Origin of the sequence: Amycolatopsis sp. NPDC059235 (assembly GCF_042754125.1) — a bacterium.
GTDB lineage: Bacteria > Actinomycetota > Actinomycetes > Mycobacteriales > Pseudonocardiaceae > Amycolatopsis > Amycolatopsis albidoflava.
On the sequence record NZ_JBHZAG010000067.1, the window covers coordinates 1 to 14,719 of the forward strand.

At 67.8% G+C, this 14,719-nt stretch carries 14 protein-coding genes; 5 read left to right on the top strand and 9 right to left on the bottom strand.

Features of this window, described 5'->3' with window-relative positions; translation table 11 throughout:
• Positions 1-98: 98 nt before the first annotated feature.
• The gene (locus tag ACFXI3_RS33425; protein WP_378404980.1) at positions 99-1,016 is read right to left on the bottom strand and encodes a DUF5829 family protein; all 918 of its coding nucleotides are present in this window, start codon (positions 1,014-1,016) and stop codon (positions 99-101) included.
• Positions 1,017-1,227: 211 nt separating this feature from the next.
• On the opposite strand from ACFXI3_RS33425, the gene ACFXI3_RS33430 reads away from it, so the two are divergent.
• Complete coding sequence (locus ACFXI3_RS33430; RefSeq protein ID WP_378404982.1) at positions 1,228-2,067, top strand: GH25 family lysozyme; 840 nt, start codon at positions 1,228-1,230, stop codon at positions 2,065-2,067.
• 44 nt (positions 2,068-2,111) lie between these two features.
• On the opposite strand, the gene ACFXI3_RS33435 is transcribed toward ACFXI3_RS33430, so the two are convergent.
• Positions 2,112-2,978 carry a LysR family transcriptional regulator gene (locus ACFXI3_RS33435; protein WP_378404984.1) on the bottom strand — a complete coding sequence of 289 codons (867 nt, stop codon included), beginning with the start codon at positions 2,976-2,978 and terminating at the stop codon, positions 2,112-2,114.
• Positions 2,979-3,076: 98 nt separating this feature from the next.
• Between ACFXI3_RS33435 and ACFXI3_RS33440 the strand changes: the two genes are divergently transcribed.
• A complete protein-coding gene (locus ACFXI3_RS33440) occupies positions 3,077-3,436 on the top strand; it encodes a DUF488 family protein (RefSeq protein ID WP_344285105.1) in 360 nt (119 codons plus the stop codon).
• A gap of 1 nt (position 3,437) precedes the next feature.
• Here the strand turns inward: ACFXI3_RS33440 and ACFXI3_RS33445 are convergent, their stop codons facing one another.
• A complete protein-coding gene (locus ACFXI3_RS33445) occupies positions 3,438-3,773 on the bottom strand; it encodes a winged helix-turn-helix transcriptional regulator (protein WP_378404986.1) in 336 nt (111 codons plus the stop codon).
• 80 nt (positions 3,774-3,853) lie between these two features.
• On the opposite strand from ACFXI3_RS33445, the gene ACFXI3_RS33450 reads away from it, so the two are divergent.
• On the top strand, positions 3,854-4,618 hold the full coding sequence (locus ACFXI3_RS33450) for a group II truncated hemoglobin (RefSeq protein WP_378404988.1): 765 nt from the start codon (positions 3,854-3,856) through the stop codon (positions 4,616-4,618).
• A gap of 7 nt (positions 4,619-4,625) precedes the next feature.
• Here the strand turns inward: ACFXI3_RS33450 and ACFXI3_RS33455 are convergent, their stop codons facing one another.
• The 4 genes from ACFXI3_RS33455 to pstC are packed head-to-tail and all read right to left on the bottom strand — an operon-like array spanning position 4,626 to position 9,108.
• Positions 4,626-6,185: a substrate-binding domain-containing protein gene (locus ACFXI3_RS33455; RefSeq protein WP_344285113.1), complete on the bottom strand. Its 1,560-nt coding sequence runs from the start codon at positions 6,183-6,185 to the stop codon at positions 4,626-4,628.
• Between the two features lie 15 nt (positions 6,186-6,200).
• On the bottom strand, positions 6,201-6,992 hold the full coding sequence (locus tag ACFXI3_RS33460) for a phosphate ABC transporter ATP-binding protein (RefSeq protein ID WP_370940722.1): 792 nt from the start codon (positions 6,990-6,992) through the stop codon (positions 6,201-6,203).
• A 32-nt stretch (positions 6,993-7,024) separates the two neighbouring features.
• Positions 7,025-8,131 (bottom strand): phosphate ABC transporter permease PstA, encoded by a 1,107-nt coding sequence (pstA, locus tag ACFXI3_RS33465; RefSeq protein ID WP_344285115.1) that lies wholly within the window; start codon positions 8,129-8,131, stop codon positions 7,025-7,027.
• Positions 8,128-9,108, bottom strand: coding sequence for a phosphate ABC transporter permease subunit PstC (pstC, locus tag ACFXI3_RS33470; protein WP_378404991.1), 981 nt, complete (start codon positions 9,106-9,108; stop codon positions 8,128-8,130). Before pstC ends, pstA begins: the two co-directional genes overlap by 4 nt.
• 134 nt (positions 9,109-9,242) lie before the next feature.
• Here pstC and ACFXI3_RS33475 point away from each other — a divergent pair, with 134 nt between their 5' ends.
• Both ACFXI3_RS33475 and ACFXI3_RS33480 read left to right on the top strand, forming a co-directional pair.
• Positions 9,243-11,504 carry a hypothetical protein gene (locus tag ACFXI3_RS33475; protein WP_378404993.1) on the top strand — a complete coding sequence of 754 codons (2,262 nt, stop codon included), beginning with the start codon at positions 9,243-9,245 and terminating at the stop codon, positions 11,502-11,504.
• On the top strand, positions 11,501-12,379 hold the full coding sequence (locus ACFXI3_RS33480) for a sortase (RefSeq protein ID WP_378404994.1): 879 nt from the start codon (positions 11,501-11,503) through the stop codon (positions 12,377-12,379). The genes ACFXI3_RS33475 and ACFXI3_RS33480 overlap by 4 nt, the downstream gene beginning before the upstream one ends.
• Positions 12,380-12,438: 59 nt before the next feature.
• Here ACFXI3_RS33480 and ACFXI3_RS33485 read toward each other — a convergent pair whose 3' ends face one another.
• Positions 12,439-13,479 (bottom strand): substrate-binding domain-containing protein, encoded by a 1,041-nt coding sequence (locus ACFXI3_RS33485; RefSeq protein WP_378404996.1) that lies wholly within the window; start codon positions 13,477-13,479, stop codon positions 12,439-12,441.
• Positions 13,480-13,615: 136 nt separating this feature from the next.
• Positions 13,616-14,695 (bottom strand): substrate-binding domain-containing protein, encoded by a 1,080-nt coding sequence (locus ACFXI3_RS33490; RefSeq protein ID WP_378404998.1) that lies wholly within the window; start codon positions 14,693-14,695, stop codon positions 13,616-13,618.
• Between the last annotated feature and the right edge of the window lie 24 nt (positions 14,696-14,719).

Here is a 14,719-nt window from a genome sequence, read left to right on the forward strand (position 1 = left end):
ACTGCCGTGTCGGTGGCCCTCCGGGTGGCTGGGGGGTCGTGACGGGCTCCTTGAGGGAATCTGATTCCCTCAAGGAGCCCTTCACGGAACGACGGGGGTCAGCCGCGGATGTTGAAGGTCCAGCGGGCGTGTGCGCCGGGGCCGACTACGAGCGTGGAGTGGCCTAGTTGCTCGACGTGCCTTGTTCCGGTGGGGCAGTTCAGGGCCAGGTCGATTTGGCGCAGGCCGACCTGGTCCGCGGGTACCGTTTCGAAGCGGATGGTGGTCATGCCGTCGGTCGCGGTCGCGCCGGTGGGCAGCTCTTGTACCGCCATTCCTCCGGCTCGCAGCAGGGGCAGGGTGTTGTTGAGGTCGCGGGCCGTGATGCCGAGGCGGATGCCGGTGACGTCGCGCATTTGGTGGTTGCGGTAGTCGTCAGGCAGGTAGCGGTTGCGGCTGATGTCGCCGGGGTACTGCGCTGGGCCGGTGTTGCTGCGCGGGTCGGCGAAGTACTCCGCGCGGTATTCCATGCCCCACGCGCCGAAGGTGTCGTACTGGTCGGTGGTGAAGACTCCGTTGAACCACGGGACTGGCTTGCCGTCGCCGAAGTCCCGGGTTTGCAGGAATTCCAACGGGTTCGTGATGCCTGCGTCGTGGAGGCGCTGGACCACTGTGGACAACTGCCCGGTGTGTTCGACCGAGACTCCCAGGCCCGCCGAACCGAGGTCGCCGTCCTTGCCGGGGACGTCGCCGACACCGAACAGTTCCAGGTAGGTTTCGCGGCCCATCAGGTAGCGGCCGGTCCATTTTTCGCCGCCCGCGCCGGTCGTGGTGCGGACCTGGAAGTTCGCGAAATCCTTGAGGTACGCCGAATGCTCGATGGCGTCGGCCGTTTCGCGGTCCAGGACGCCGTAGGAGTGGTTGACGTGCAGAAGCGGCTGTTCGGCCGCGGTCGCGGTGCCGGTGCCGGTCGCGGCCAGGGCGAGGAGTACGGCCAGGAACTGCAGGATCGTCCGGGTTCTTCGCTGTGTCGACATGGCGGAGGAGAGTAAGCCGGACGCGGCCGGTTGGTGGGGTTTTCGGCCAACTTGACCGCAACGGCCTACTGATAATGTCTTTCTCGTTGTCCGGTCAAGTGGAAATTAGTTCACTTGGAGCAGTGACAGTGTCTCGCATTGAGTAACAGAATCAGGTCCTCGTGCCACCTGATCGGGTGGCACGTCGCGAGGGCATCCGAAAGGACCTGTCATGACCACTCACCACTGGGGACCCGCCGGGAGGGCGCGCCGCCGCCTGACCGCGGCGGTGTTCGCCGCGGCTGCCGCCCTGCTCGTGGCGGCCGCGCCGAACGCCTCGGCTGCACCTGCCGCAGCCGCGAGCACTTCGACGGAGACTCCGGACAACCACCAGATGGGCGCTTCGATCCGGGCGCACGAACCGGGCGGCACGGCGGTCGCGCCGGCGTCGGTCGAGACCACTACGTCCGGCATCGACGTGAGCAGTTACCAGGGTGCGGTCGATTGGCAGTCCTATTGGAACCAGGGCAAGCGGTTCGCCTACGTCAAGGCGACCGAGGGCACGGGGTACCAGAATCCGGACTTCAGTCAGCAGTACAACGGCTCGTACAACGTCGGCATGATCCGCGGGGCATACCACTACGGGCGTCCTGATCTCTCCGGCGGCGCGGCGCAGGCGGACTACTTCGTCGCGCACGGCGGCGGCTGGTCGAAGGACGGCAAGACCCTGCCGGGCACCCTCGACATCGAATGGGGGCCCAGTTCGGCCTGCTACGGGCTGAGCCAGTCCGCGATGGTGTCGTGGATCAAGGCGTTCAGCGACGAGTACCACGCGAAGACGTCGCGCTGGCCGGTCATCTACACGGCCAACAGCTGGTGGACCCAGTGCACCGGCAACAAGGGCGACTTCAGCTCGACCAACCCGCTGTGGGTGGCGGCGTACTCGTCGTCGCCGGGCACGCTCCCTTACGCCTGGGGGTTCTACACCTTCTGGCAGTACACCTCGACGCCGCTCGACCAGGACTACTTCAGTGCCGGCCTTGACCGGTTGAAGGTGCTGGCGACCGGCTGATCCGCGTCCCGTCCGGGAGCCGCGAGCGCTCCCGGACGGGCTTTTCAGGACCCCGCCAGCACCTCCATGACCGCGCTGACGATCCGCCGGGTCTGCGGCTGGCACGCCGCCCACGTCGTCAGCGGGACGCTCGGCTCGACCAGCTCGCTCCACGCCCAGCCGGGCAGCATCCGATTCGCACTGGGCCTGCTCAGCAGCACCGCGTCCGCCTCGACGGCTTCCGCGCAGGCCAGCGCGTTCTCGTTGAACCGCGCGAGCCGCCAGTTCGGCGACACCCCGAGTCCGTGCGCCGCCGCGCGCATCTGGTCGTGCCCGGCCGGGACCTGCGCCCGCGAGTGCGCGAGCACCCGGACGTCGTCGAGATCCCGCAACCGGCAGTGCGCGCGGCCGAAAAGCGCGTGCCCAGGCCGGATCGCGACCCCGAACGGATGCTCGAACAACAACCGCCCGTGCAGGGTGGACGGCGGGTTCTGGTGGATCAGCCCGATGTCGATCCGGCCCTCGCTGAGCATCCGGAGCTGCTCGGTGCTGCTGGCGTCCAAAAACGACAGTGCCGCGTCCGGCACCTGGCGGCGGATCTCGGCCAGTGCGACGAGCACCCAGTCCTGCGGAATCCCCGGCGGCAACGCGATCTCGACCTGCTCCTTGACCGGCGCCGCGGACCGCGTGACCTCCCGGGTCGCGTCGGCGAGCCGCAGCAGCTGCCGGGCATGCTCGTGCAACGCGCGCCCGGCCACCGTCGCCTGAACGCCCGTCGGGACCCGTTCGAACAACGGCGTCCCGAGCTCGCGCTCCAGGACGCGGATCTGCCTGGTCAGCGCGGGTTGCGAGATCAGCAGCGACCCGGCCGCCCGGCTGATCGACCCCTCGGTGAAGACGGCGACGAAGTACCGCAGCTGACGCAGTTCCATACCCTGGGGTTATACCCCCTTCGTTTGCGCCGCGGCGTCCACCGGCGGACGCTGGGCGGCGACGGGAGCCCCAGCCGCCGGAAGGAGCCGCTGCCCCGATGAGCAAACGCCAAGTCCAGGTTCGCCGGGTTTACGACGAGCCGGAGTCCGCCGACGGCGCGCGGGTCCTGGTCGATCGGCTGTGGCCGCGCGGGCTGAGCAAGGACCGCGCGCACCTGGACGACTGGCTCAAGCAGATCTCCCCGTCGACGGAACTGCGCAAGTGGTACGCGCACGATCCGGACCGCTACGACGAATTCGCGAAACGCTATCGCGCGGAATTGGAAGAACCGGAACGCGCGGAAGCGCTGGATCACTTGCGCGCCCTGGCCAAAAAGGGCTCGCTGACGCTGCTGACCGCGACGAAGCGCAGTGACATCAGCGAAGCTGCGGTGCTGGCGGACCTGCTCAGCTCCTAGTTCAGGAAGTGCCGATGGGGATGCCGTTGCGCTCGGCGTACTGGCTGCCCCATTCGTACAACGCGGTCAGCGCGGGGCGCAGTTCGTCGCCTTCCGGGGTGAGCCGGTACTCGACTGTCGCCACCCGGCCGGCCACCTCGGTCCGGTCCACCAGCCCGGCCGCGACCAGCTCGCGCAGTTGAGCGGTCAGGACCTTCTCGGTGATCGACGGGATGGCCCGGCGCAGCTGGCCGTACCGGTGCGGGCCTTCCTTGAGCCGCGCCAGGATCACCGGCTTCCACTTCCCGCCCATGACGTCGACAGCCAGCTCGACCGCACACGAGTAGCGCGCTTTCATCCCTCCATCATCGCCTGCCGCGGGTACGCACCGGCAAGTGCGTACTAGGCGACCGGCCCGGCGCGTGCTTGGCTGGCACGGTGATCATCGAGTACATCCGGTACCGCATTCCCGACGGCGGGCACGCGGAGTTCGAGGCCGCCTACCGGCGCGCGGCTAAGTCGCTCGCCGCGGCGGAACAGTGTCACGAATACGAACTGACGCAAGCCGTCGACGAGCCGGGCAGTTACGTCCTGCGCATCCTCTGGACGTCGGCCGACGCGCACCTCCAGGGTTTCCGGGGCGGGCCGCATTTCGCCGCGTTCTTCGCCGAGATCCGGCCGTATGTCGAGAACATCGAGGAGATGCGGCATTACGAACGCACCGAGGTGGCCGGTCCGGGCGGCGCGGTGCCGACGCTCTACGAATGGGCGGGCGGAGCAGCCGCGCTGACCAGGCTGACCGAGGCGTTCTACGCGAAGGTGCCCGAGGACGACCTGCTCGCCGAGGTGTTCGCCGGGATGAGCCCGGAGCACCCCGCGCACGTGGCGGTGTGGCTCGGCGAGGTGTTCGGCGGCCCGGCCACGTACACCGCCCACCACGGTGGGCACGAACACATGATCGCCCGGCATTCCGGCCGGGCGATCACCGAGCCGCAGCGGCGCCGGTGGGTTTCGCTGCTGCTGGCCACCGCGGACGAGGTCGGGCTGCCTGCTGACCCGGAGTTCCGCGCGGCGCTCGCGGGGTACTTGGAATGGGGCAGCAGGCTCGCGGTGGTGTTTTCCGCGCCGGACGCCGGGCCCGCGGGTGCCCAGCCGGTGCCCCGCTGGGGCTGGGGCTCGGCTCCTCCGTGGACCGGAAGCTGACTCCGTGCTAGCTCGTCCGCCGCAAGCGTCGAATGATTCCGCGCACCACTAACGGCACACAAATCGCGGCGAACAACACCAGCGCCGCCCATGCTCCGAATCCGCCGAATCCGCCGCCTTGATAAGCGGCGGGCTCGGCATTGCGCCAATCCTTCGATCCGCCATTGGCCTCCGAAGCATCCGGCCCGGAAGCCGAGGACGCCCCCGGCCCAGCCGAGGCCTGGGCGCTGGCCGACGACTTCGGTCCATCCTTCGCCGCGGCCTTCGGTCCGCCGCCATTACCGCCGTGTGTCAACGCGTCCACGCCGCCCATTCCGACAAACGGGTCCTGCGGCGCGGTGGCCCCGGCACCAAGCCCTCCGTGGAATGTCGGGTTGGCACAATTGTCCGCATTGAGCTGCTTGGGCGGACGTCCGGTGAGCCGAGCGTTGGCGTTCATCATCTCCTGCGACAGGTTGGGCGGCAGCGGTGAATATCCGATTCGCGCCATGTTGATCTGTCCGTCGCAGGCGACATGTTCGATAAAGGCGGTCATCGTGTCTGCCTTGGCCCCGTCCGGATATCCGCCCTTGCAGGTGTCCCGCCCTGATCCGCACGGCGTCATCAGATACGAATAGGCCGAAATGGGATAGGTAGAAGGATCCGGATTGGCGTAGACCCCGGATAGTTCTTGGCTGAGGTCTGGCCGCAGGTTGGCCTTGGTCAACGCTGCCGCGATATTGGCCGCGTACGGCAGCGTGTACTTCCCGGCTTGATTCTCCACCCACGCGGTCGGCGCGTTGTACTTCTTGGCGTAACCGAATTCGTCGTACCCGATGGAAAACGGGACGCTGCCGTTGGCCAGTGTCTGGGCGATCTGGTCGGAGTCGGCGAAGAGCCGGTAGAAGTCCGCGTCCGGCCCCCGGGTCGGCAGCTGGATCGGCCGCACCCCGGACGGCAGCGGCCCGATCCCCTTATCGACATTGCGGGAGACGAAATCCCCGTACGGCCCGGGCGCGACGTGCGCCACGAAGTCGTAGAACAGTGCCGTCGTACCGGACTGGCCACTGCGGCCGACCAGCGTGATCGGCTGATCCGGCAGGGCGAACCCGCCGTTGGTGGCACTGATCGCCGGGTCGCTCCAGCGGGTGATCTGCCGCGCGAAGATCCGTGCGACCACGTCCCGGGTCAGATGCAGCGAATCGACGCGGCGGCCACCGGCATCGGTGACGTTGTACATCACCGCGACCGCACCGGCGACGTCCGGAACATACTGGTATCCGCGCTGTTTCGCCGTGGCCCCGCCGCCCCCGGCTGCTTCCAGGGAGCTGACCTCGGCTTCAGTGCCAGCGAAATCGACAGTGTGATCGCCATATTGATTAACCCCGGCCGGAGAGCCGAGCGCGCTGTAATTGACCGGGATACCGCGCGAATTAGCGCCGTTCTGCCAGTCGCTCATCGCGAGCCCGACGTACGTGGATCCGGATCCGTTGACCTGGCTGAACGCCTCCGCCGCCGGAGCGAGCAAAACCTGACCGGCCAGCAACGCCCCCGCGCACCCCAGCCCGGCCCACCTCGTGCGATGCATCACAAACTCCCCAGTTCAGCCGAAACGGCCATGGACATAGTCGTGCGTACGGCTGTCTTCCGGACTCTCGAAAATCTGCTCAGTGGACCCGTGCTCGACCACCCGCCCTGGCTCGTTCTCCCCGGCGAGAAAGAACGCGCAATGATGCGAAACCCGTTGCGCCTGCTGCATATTGTGCGTGACGATCACGACGGTGACCTCGTCGGAAATCTCCACGATCGTCTGCTCGATCCGTCGCGTCGAAGTCGGGTCCAGCGCTGAGCAGGGCTCGTCCATCAGCAGCACATTCGGCTGCACCGCGAGCGACCGCGCGATGCACAGCCGCTGCTGCTGCCCGCCGGACAATGCGCCGCCGGGGGAGTTCAGCCGGTCGCGGACCTCGCGCCACAGCCCTGCTCGCTCGAGGCTCTGTTCGACCAGCCCGTCCTTGTCCGCGCATTTGACGCCGGCGAGCTTGAGCCCGGCGAGGACGTTGTCCCGAATGGACATCGCCGGGAACGGGTTGGGTTTCTGGAACACCATGCCGATCCGCAGCCGGGCGTGCTGGGCGCGGGTGCCCTCGGCGTAGATGTCGTCGCCGTCCAGCAAGACTTCCCCGGCAAGGCTCGCGGTGCCGACGAGTTCGTGCATCCGGTTGAGAATGCGCAGAAACGTCGATTTCCCGCAGCCGGACGGGCCGATCAGCGCGGTCACCTCGTTGGCGGGCATCGCGAGCGTGACGTCCTCCAACACGAGCCGGTCGCCGAACCAGGCGTGCACGCCGCGCGCCTCCAGCGTCGCCGCGCCCGGCGGCGGACCGCCGAGCACCCGGACGGGTTCGCGGACTTCGAGGGTTTCGGTCACCGGGCACTCCTGGGTTTCGTGCGGCGGGCCGACCAGCGTTTGCGGCCGATCAGCCGGGTCAGGGCGAACAGCGCGAAGATCAGCAGGATCAGCACCAGCGCGCCGATGTACCCGCGTTCCTGCGCCGAGGCGAGCGGTTCTTTGATGTAGCGGTAAACGAAGCGGGGCAAGCTTTCCTGCGGGTCGCTGAACGGATTGAAATTCATCGAAAGCGTGCCGAAGGACGTGAACAGCAACGGTGCGGTTTCGCCGACCACGCGCGCGATGCCGAGAATGATCGCGGTGCTCACACCGGTGCGCGCGGTCGGCAGCACCACCGACCAGACCGTCCGTGCGCGGCTCGCGCCGAGAGCGAGTGATGCCTCGCGCAGACCGTCCGGCACCAGCCGAAGCACGACGTCGACGGTGCGGGTGACAGTCGGCAGCATGATCATTGTCAGCGCGAGTGTCGCCATGAACCCGGAGAAGCCGAGTTGAGCGGGCGGCAGGATCAGCGCCGCGTACACGAAAAGACCGGCGACCACTGACGGCAAACCGCTCATAGCGTCCACGAAAATCCGCACCGGACGGCGGAAACGGGACCTGGTTTCGTTGAGGAACACCGCGGTGAGCACGCCGAGCGGAACGACGAACACGAGCGCGAGCGCTGTTTGTTCCAAGGTCCCGACGATCGCGTGCAGACCACCGGTCGCCGTCGCTGGATCGGTCGGCGCGACGGCCGACATGTCATGCCCGAAGAATGCCAACCGGAGACTCGGCACGCCCTTGAGGACGATGTAGCTGAGCAGGAACAGCAACGGGATCAGCAGGCCGACCGCGCCGCTCACCACGACCGCGGACACCAGTTTGTCAATCGCCGCGAGCCGCCCGAGCCGATCGCGGGTGACGAGATACAGCATCCCCAGATACAGCAGATACGCCACGACCAGGTCGGCGAGCCAGCCCGGCGACACCAGCAGCTGGTGCATCACAAACCAGGTCAGCAATGTCGCCGACGCTGCGCAGCCGAGCGCCACGAGCCGGTCCTGCGGCGTCGTCGCGGACGTTTTCCGGCGAACCGGGACCGGACGCACTTGTTCGGGCCGGATGTCGGTGGCGGTCACGCGTCGACCCCCACTCCGGAACGGCTTCGGGAAATGATCACCGACGCGGTGAAGTTCGTCGCCAACGTAAAGGCGAACAACACCAGCCCGGCCGCCATCAACCCGCTCAACGCAGGCCCGGATTGTCCCGCGTTATTAGCGATGAAGCCCGAAATAGTCGCACCGCCGAACTCGAGCAGATGCGTCGTCAATTCCGGAACCTGAGGCAGCAGAAGGGAAACCGCGATCGTCTCGCCGAGCGCACGGCCGAGCCCGAGCATCGAGCCACCGACGATCCCGCCGCGGCCGAACGGCAGCACAACGGTGCGCACCATGCCCCAGCGAGTGCTGCCCAGAGCGAGCGCCGCTTCCTTTTCCCCGGGCGGAGTCTGGGTGAAAACCTCGCGGATGACCGACGTCGTGATCGGAATGACCATCAGCGAAACCACGAGCCCCGCGACGAACATCGAATTGAACAGCACCGCGCCCGGTTTCGTCTCGAAAAGCGGGAACCAGCCGAGATTGTCGGTCATCCATTGCGACAATGGAGTGATGTACGGACGCAGGAAGCTGAATCCCCAGAGGCCGTAGAGCAAACTGGGAATCGCGGCGAGGAGATCGACCAGCCCGGTGAGGAACCCGCGCATTCGCGGACTGGCGTAATCGCTGATGAACAGCGCGGCCAGCACCGAAAACGGCACCGCGACGGCGACCGCGATCAGCGCGACGACGACGGTGCCGTACAGCAGTCCGAGAACGCCGAAATGCCCGGAAGCCGGGTCGAACTGGATCGTGGTGAAGAAGCCGAAACCGCTGGCCTCGAACGTGGGCGCGGACCGGTAGACGAGGAAGAACCCGATCACGATCAAGAGCGCGAGCACCGAAAGCCCGGCCCCGCTCGTGACGCGGCGGAAGAGCCGATCGGCCCGAGACGGCAGATCGGCGAGGACGAGACGCTCCGGCGGCGCGGGGCCGGACGAGGAGGACGAGACGGTCACGGCAGCGAGTATTACGAGCCGGAAGCGGAGAAAGTTGGCTGGACAGCGAAGGCCCGACGGCGCGTACGTGAACCGGTGCCCGCGTTTCGTTCCCGTTTGTTGACGCCGCGCGCGACGCTGGAGAAGTTGAACCCATGAACCGCTTCAGACGCGTGGCGCACGTGCTCGCCGCCGGAGTGCTCGCGGTGCTGGGCGTCGCCGTCGTGCCGGCCGCGTCCGCGCAGACGCAGCCGAGTCCGTTGAACTATCAGGTGCAGGTGACCGGTGCCGACCCGATGAACGCGCAGGACGGGGACCCGCTGCGCATCACGATCTCGGGGCTGCCCGCGGGAGCCACGGCGAACTACTCGGTGTGCCCGCTTCCGTTGCGGGACTCGCTCGTGAAGCCTGGGACCTGGGGGCACGATCCGTCCGTCCCGGCCCGCGTCACGGCCTACTGCAAGAACTTCAACGACGAGCTGTCGGGCACGGAATTCAAGACCCCGCCCAGGGATGTCGGGAGGAGCGCGACCACGCACGACATCGTGTTCGACACGTATGTGCCACGGGGGGCGAGCGCACCTCAAACCATCGCTTTCGACCCGGACTTCACGGCTTTCCCGAAGGACAAGATGAAGTGGTCGAACAACCCGGACCACAAGAAGTATTCGTTCCCCTGCGACGAGAACCATCCGTGCACCATGATGCTGCGGATCGTCGTCCCGGCGACGGCGACCGCTCCCTCGCAGACGGTCTTCGACAGTTCGATCACGTTCCGCGCTTCCGCTCCCGGACTCAGGATCAAGGGATGCGGCGGGGTCGGGGCCAGCACCCTGACCGGGAGCATGCCTGAGCGGTTCGGACGCACCGCGGTCGGCTGGAACCAGATGCTCTGCGCGCCGACGAAGGCGGTGCAGCCGGTCAACATCGTGAACGAGAGCGAGGACGTCGGGCTGACGTCGTTCGACAAGGGCGACTCGGATGTGCAGGTCACCGGCTCTGGCGGAACACTGGCAGCGCAGCAGGTACGCGCGCGCAGCTACGTGCCGACGGCGCTCAACGCGACAGTGCTCGCCGCGGTCGGGTGGGCGCCGACAGACCGCGGAGACGACGGCGGTTCGCTGAACTCTCGCCTGGCCGACAACCTGAAGTTCGGCTGGGACGACGTCGCCAATCTGCTGAGCAAGGGCGGTTTGTCGCCCGACAGCACTGGCCGGGGCGGCATCTTCAAGGACGGGTCCGCGCTGGTGCGGCGCAATTCGGCGCTGGCCGCGATCAGCGGGCCCGCCAACGCGCTCCTGTCGCCCAACACGCGTGCCGGGCAGTTCAACACCGATTTCTTCGGAGTAACCGGCGAAATCGGGACGAGCACCGTGCCGCTGGTGCTCAGCGACAGGCTGAACGGAGTGCCCGCGTGGAAATACGGGACTTTCGTGGACCTCGACAAGCAGAAGTTGAAGGGAAGCGACGGGCCGGTCGGCGTCGTGACCGATCTGAACACGCTCAATCTCGGCGATGGCGGAGTGCACAACGTCGACGCGAAGACCGGTCAGGTCAACGTCCGCAAGCAGGTCAGCAACGTGACGCTGGGGACCGGGGACGAGTGCAAGAACGGATGCCTGAACTGGGTCGTCACCGACTTGGCCACCGCGACCGAGAACGGCTGGACCCCGGTCGCTTTGCCTGACGGCAAAGGCGGCTACGTCGCTCCGACGCGGAGGTCGTTGCAGGCCGCGGCCGCGCACACTCAGGAGGCCAAGGACGGCTCGGTGCGGATTGTCCCCAGCGACGACCCCGAGGCGTACCCGTTGACGTACCTCGAGTCTCTTGCCGCACCGCTGAACCCGCTGGTGGACGCTTCGTGTGCGCCGCAAGCCGCCAAGCAAGCCCAGCTCACGACCTTCCTGAAGGCCGCGACCAACGGCGGTCAGGGCAGCCTCGGGCCGGGACTCGTTCCGCTGACGCCGGACCTGCTTTCCGCGGCCCAGGCCGCCGCGGCGAAGGTCGGCACTGGCACAGCCGCGGCGTCCTGCCACGAGCAGAAAGAAGCGCAGAATCCCGGCTTGGCAGCAACCGGCGGTCCTGGTGCCGCCGCGGGCGGGACACCTTCGAGCAGCGGCTTGAGCGGTCCGCTTCCCCGTTCCGGTTCGAATGGCACTGGCGCGGCGGAAGCGGCTGCGCTGGCGATGAAGGCGCCGACGCAGGCGAGTGTCCAAGAGGCTCGCAGCCTGGCCGCGGCGGTGAAGATCCCGCTGTTCCCGGGAGCAGGCGTACTGGGGGCACTGATTCCGTTGCTCGCCTTGGTCGCACTGGTGTTCCTGCCGCCGACGACCGGTTACCTGACCGCGGGGAAGCCGTTGCCCTCGTGGGTGAATCGGCTTGCTGAGCGGCTCGTCGCATTGCGACGCCGGGCATGACCGCGACGCTGCGTGCCCCGGTGCACTTGAATCCTCAGCGGACGGTGATCGCGGTGGTCTGCTGGCTGGTCACCACGGTGCTGTGCTTCGGCATCGTCGCCTACGCACTCGGGCCGATGTTGGCCAACAACGACCAGCGGGCGGCGCTGTCGGTGCTGCAGGGTCGGATGGCGCAGGCGCAGGGTGCCGCCCGCACGTTGCTCGGCGCCGCGCCGGTGACGAAACCGCCGGAGTTCGGCGCGCCGGTGGCGGTGCTGGAGATCCCGAAGCTGGAGGTACAGCAGGTGGTGCTCGAGGGCGTGGAACCGGGCGACACGATGTCGGGGCCGGGGCATGTGCCGGGCACTTCGGGCCCCGGCCAGCCGGGGAACTCCGCGGTGGTCGGCCGGTATTCCGGATACGGCGCTCCCTTCTCGCGGCTCAGCGAGCTGTCTCGGGGAGACAAGCTGGTGGTCGCTACGACGCAAGGGAAATCGGTCTACACCGTGACCGACACGGCGGCTCGTGACCTGGACGAAGATCGCGATTACGGCCGCACGGAGAACGACCGGCTGACGCTTGTCACGTCCGATTCGTGGTGGCCAGGTTCGGCTTCGAGCGCGACAGTGGTGACCGCCGTTCTCGACGGAAAGCCTTTCCGCCCGACGCCGCAGAACGGCCGGGCAGATGCCCAGGACGGTCGCACTGGCGATCCGAGCGGCTGGGCCCGGTTGGTGCTCGCGTTCGGCGGCTTCGCGGTGGTGGCGGTGGGGGCGACGCTGCTGTACCGGCGCTGGCGCTCGGTGTCGACATATGTGCTGACGACACCGGCTCTGCTGGCGTTGGCGGTGCTGGCGGCTTCGGCGGTCTGGCGGTTGCTGCCTGCCTGGGCTTGAGCTGACGAAACCGGGGGCTGGCACGGAGCTGGTGCCAGCCCCCGGCTCGATGCGGATAGTCAAGAGAGATCGCAAGCGACTCCGTCGGACCTGGCCGGCAGCGGCTTGAAGCTGTACTGGGCCAGCAGGCTGGCGTAGCTGCCGTTGCAAAGCGGGCTTGGGCCGGCCGAGTCGAAGCCGACCGCGTTGAGCGCGGCGTCGTAGGACCGCGAGCGGGTGTCCAGCACGTAGGAGACAGAGTGAGCGCCGATGAAGCCGTCGGAGTAGGTCGGCACGTAGTTGTGCGGAGTGCCCGAGACCGGGGAAGCGTCTGAACCGCCGCCGAGGAGAGTGCCTTCGAAGAAGCCAGCGCGTTTGTCGTCGGCAACGCCATTGCCTTGAGCCGCCCACTGTGCCACGGAGTGGGGGATGATCGCGGTCGCCCGGTCGCTGGCGGGAATGGTATCCGCATAGTTTTCTTGGAACCTTTTGACCGCAACGGGTTTCGTCGTCGGGTCGAAGCCGAGCACAGTGCCGGTGAAGAAGATCAGCGTGCCGGAGCCGATCTGGGGCAGGTAGACGGCGATGGGGGCGTTGGCGCCGCCGACCTGGTTCCAGTTGGTGATGGCGCCGCTGTAGATGTCGCGCAGTTGGCCCAGGGTCAAGGTGACGCCCGCGCCGGCGCCGGTCGACGAGGCAGCCCACGAGACTGCGTCCTTAGCGAAGGCGTAGTAATGGAAGGTCGGCGGATCCGAAAAAGACCGCAGCGAGTCGGAGCGGACGAGATCGATCAACCCGCTATGGGCCGCGGCAGCGTCGGCCAGCGCGTAGCCGCCCGCGATCGCGCCGTTGGGCGGAGGGTTGGCCGATCGGTAAATGGTGCCGGGATCGTAGATGTCGCCAGGCACGGTGAAGACCTGACCGGGCGTAAGGCCCGACGGGACGTTGACATATGTGTCTGGATCGGTGTTCGCCGGGGAAGAGTTGGCTGCGGCGAAGAACGCGTCGGTGACCTCGTAGGTGGTGTTGGCTCCGACGGCGGCGACGATCTCCTGGACGCCGTCCGGGCCGGTCACTGCGTCGGCGAGACCGGGGAAGAGAAGGCTGCTGGCCGCGACCATGGCGGCCGTCGCGGAGATCGGGGCAGTGCGAGTGCGTCGTCTCACATGCGCTCCTTCGGTGGTCGTTCGGCGGACGACGAAACCGGCCCGTCCGGGGAGGAAGTCCCCGGACGGGCCGGTCCTGTCGTTCAGCGGGTCAGGAAAGCGTGCAGGTGACGCCGTTCACCGGGGCGAGCGGCTTGAAGCCGTACTGGCTCAGCGTGGCGGCGAGGCTGCCGTTGCACAGCGGGCTCGGGCCGGCCGAGTCGAAGCCGACCGCGTTGAGCGCCGCGTCGTGGGACGGCGAACGGGTGTCCAGCACGTAGTACACGAAACGGGCGCCGAGGAAGCCGTCGGCGAAGGCCGGGGCGTAGTTCGGTGCGGAGCCCGAAACCGGGGCGCCATCCGAACCAGCACCGGTCAGGGTGCCCTCGAAGAAGCCGGCGCGCTTGTCGCTCACGACGCCGTTGCCCTGCGCGACCCACTGGGCCACGGAGTAGGGCGCGATCGCCGTCGACTGGTCGCCGGCCTGGATGGTGTTGCCTTCGTTCTCCTGGAACCGCTTGACGGTGACCGGCTTCGTGGTCGGGTCGAAGCCGAGCACCGTGTTCGTGAAGAACGACAGGGTGCCGGAACCGGCCTGGGGCAGGTAGACGGCGATGGCGGCGTCGGTGCCGCCGACCTGGTTCCAGTTGGTGATGGCGCCGCTGTAGATGCCGCGCAGCTGGTCCAGCGTCAGGGTGACGCCCGCGCCGGCGCCGGTCGACGACGCGGCCCAGGAAACGCCGTCCTTCGCGAAGGCGTAGTACTGGAAGGTCGACGGGTCGGAAGCCGACCGCGGGGACGAGGAGCGGGCGAGGTCGATCGAGCCGCTGCCCGCCGCGGCGGCGTTGGCCAGGGCGGTCTTGCCCGCGGAGGAGCCGTTGGGCGGCGGGTTGGAGACGTTGTAGGTGGTGCCGCCGTCGTAGATGTCGCCGGGCACGGCGAACGACTGGTTGCCCGAGAGAACCGGCGGGACGTTCACGTAATTGTCGGGGTCGGTGTTCGCCGCCGAACCGTTGGCCGCGGCGAAGACCGCGGTGGTGACGTCCGCGATCGTGTCGGAGCCCACCGCCGCCACGACCTCGGGGAGCTGGTTGGGACCGGGGATTGCGCTGGCGGTACCCGGGAGAAGAAGGGCCGCACCCGCGGCGAGCGCGGCGGAGACGCCCACGAACCGGGCAGTACGAGCACGCATCAGTTTGTACTCTTTCTGTCTGGT

What these genes read in the sequence shown, in the direction of transcription:
- ACFXI3_RS33425 (WP_378404980.1), bottom strand. Translation starts at nt 1,016, where the DNA reads ATGTCGACACAGCGAAGAACCCGGACGATCCTGCAGTTCCTGGCCGTA.
- ACFXI3_RS33430 (WP_378404982.1), top strand. Translation starts at nt 1,228, where the DNA reads ATGACCACTCACCACTGGGGACCCGCCGGGAGGGCGCGCCGCCGCCTG.
- ACFXI3_RS33435 (WP_378404984.1), bottom strand. Translation starts at nt 2,978, where the DNA reads ATGGAACTGCGTCAGCTGCGGTACTTCGTCGCCGTCTTCACCGAGGGG.
- ACFXI3_RS33440 (WP_344285105.1), top strand. Translation starts at nt 3,077, where the DNA reads ATGAGCAAACGCCAAGTCCAGGTTCGCCGGGTTTACGACGAGCCGGAG.
- ACFXI3_RS33445 (WP_378404986.1), bottom strand. Translation starts at nt 3,773, where the DNA reads ATGAAAGCGCGCTACTCGTGTGCGGTCGAGCTGGCTGTCGACGTCATG.
- ACFXI3_RS33455 (WP_344285113.1), bottom strand. Translation starts at nt 6,185, where the DNA reads ATGCATCGCACGAGGTGGGCCGGGCTGGGGTGCGCGGGGGCGTTGCTG.
- ACFXI3_RS33475 (WP_378404993.1), top strand. Translation starts at nt 9,243, where the DNA reads ATGAACCGCTTCAGACGCGTGGCGCACGTGCTCGCCGCCGGAGTGCTC.
- ACFXI3_RS33480 (WP_378404994.1), top strand. Translation starts at nt 11,501, where the DNA reads ATGACCGCGACGCTGCGTGCCCCGGTGCACTTGAATCCTCAGCGGACG.
- ACFXI3_RS33485 (WP_378404996.1), bottom strand. Translation starts at nt 13,479, where the DNA reads ATGGTCGCGGCCAGCAGCCTTCTCTTCCCCGGTCTCGCCGACGCAGTG.
- ACFXI3_RS33490 (WP_378404998.1), bottom strand. Translation starts at nt 14,695, where the DNA reads ATGCGTGCTCGTACTGCCCGGTTCGTGGGCGTCTCCGCCGCGCTCGCC.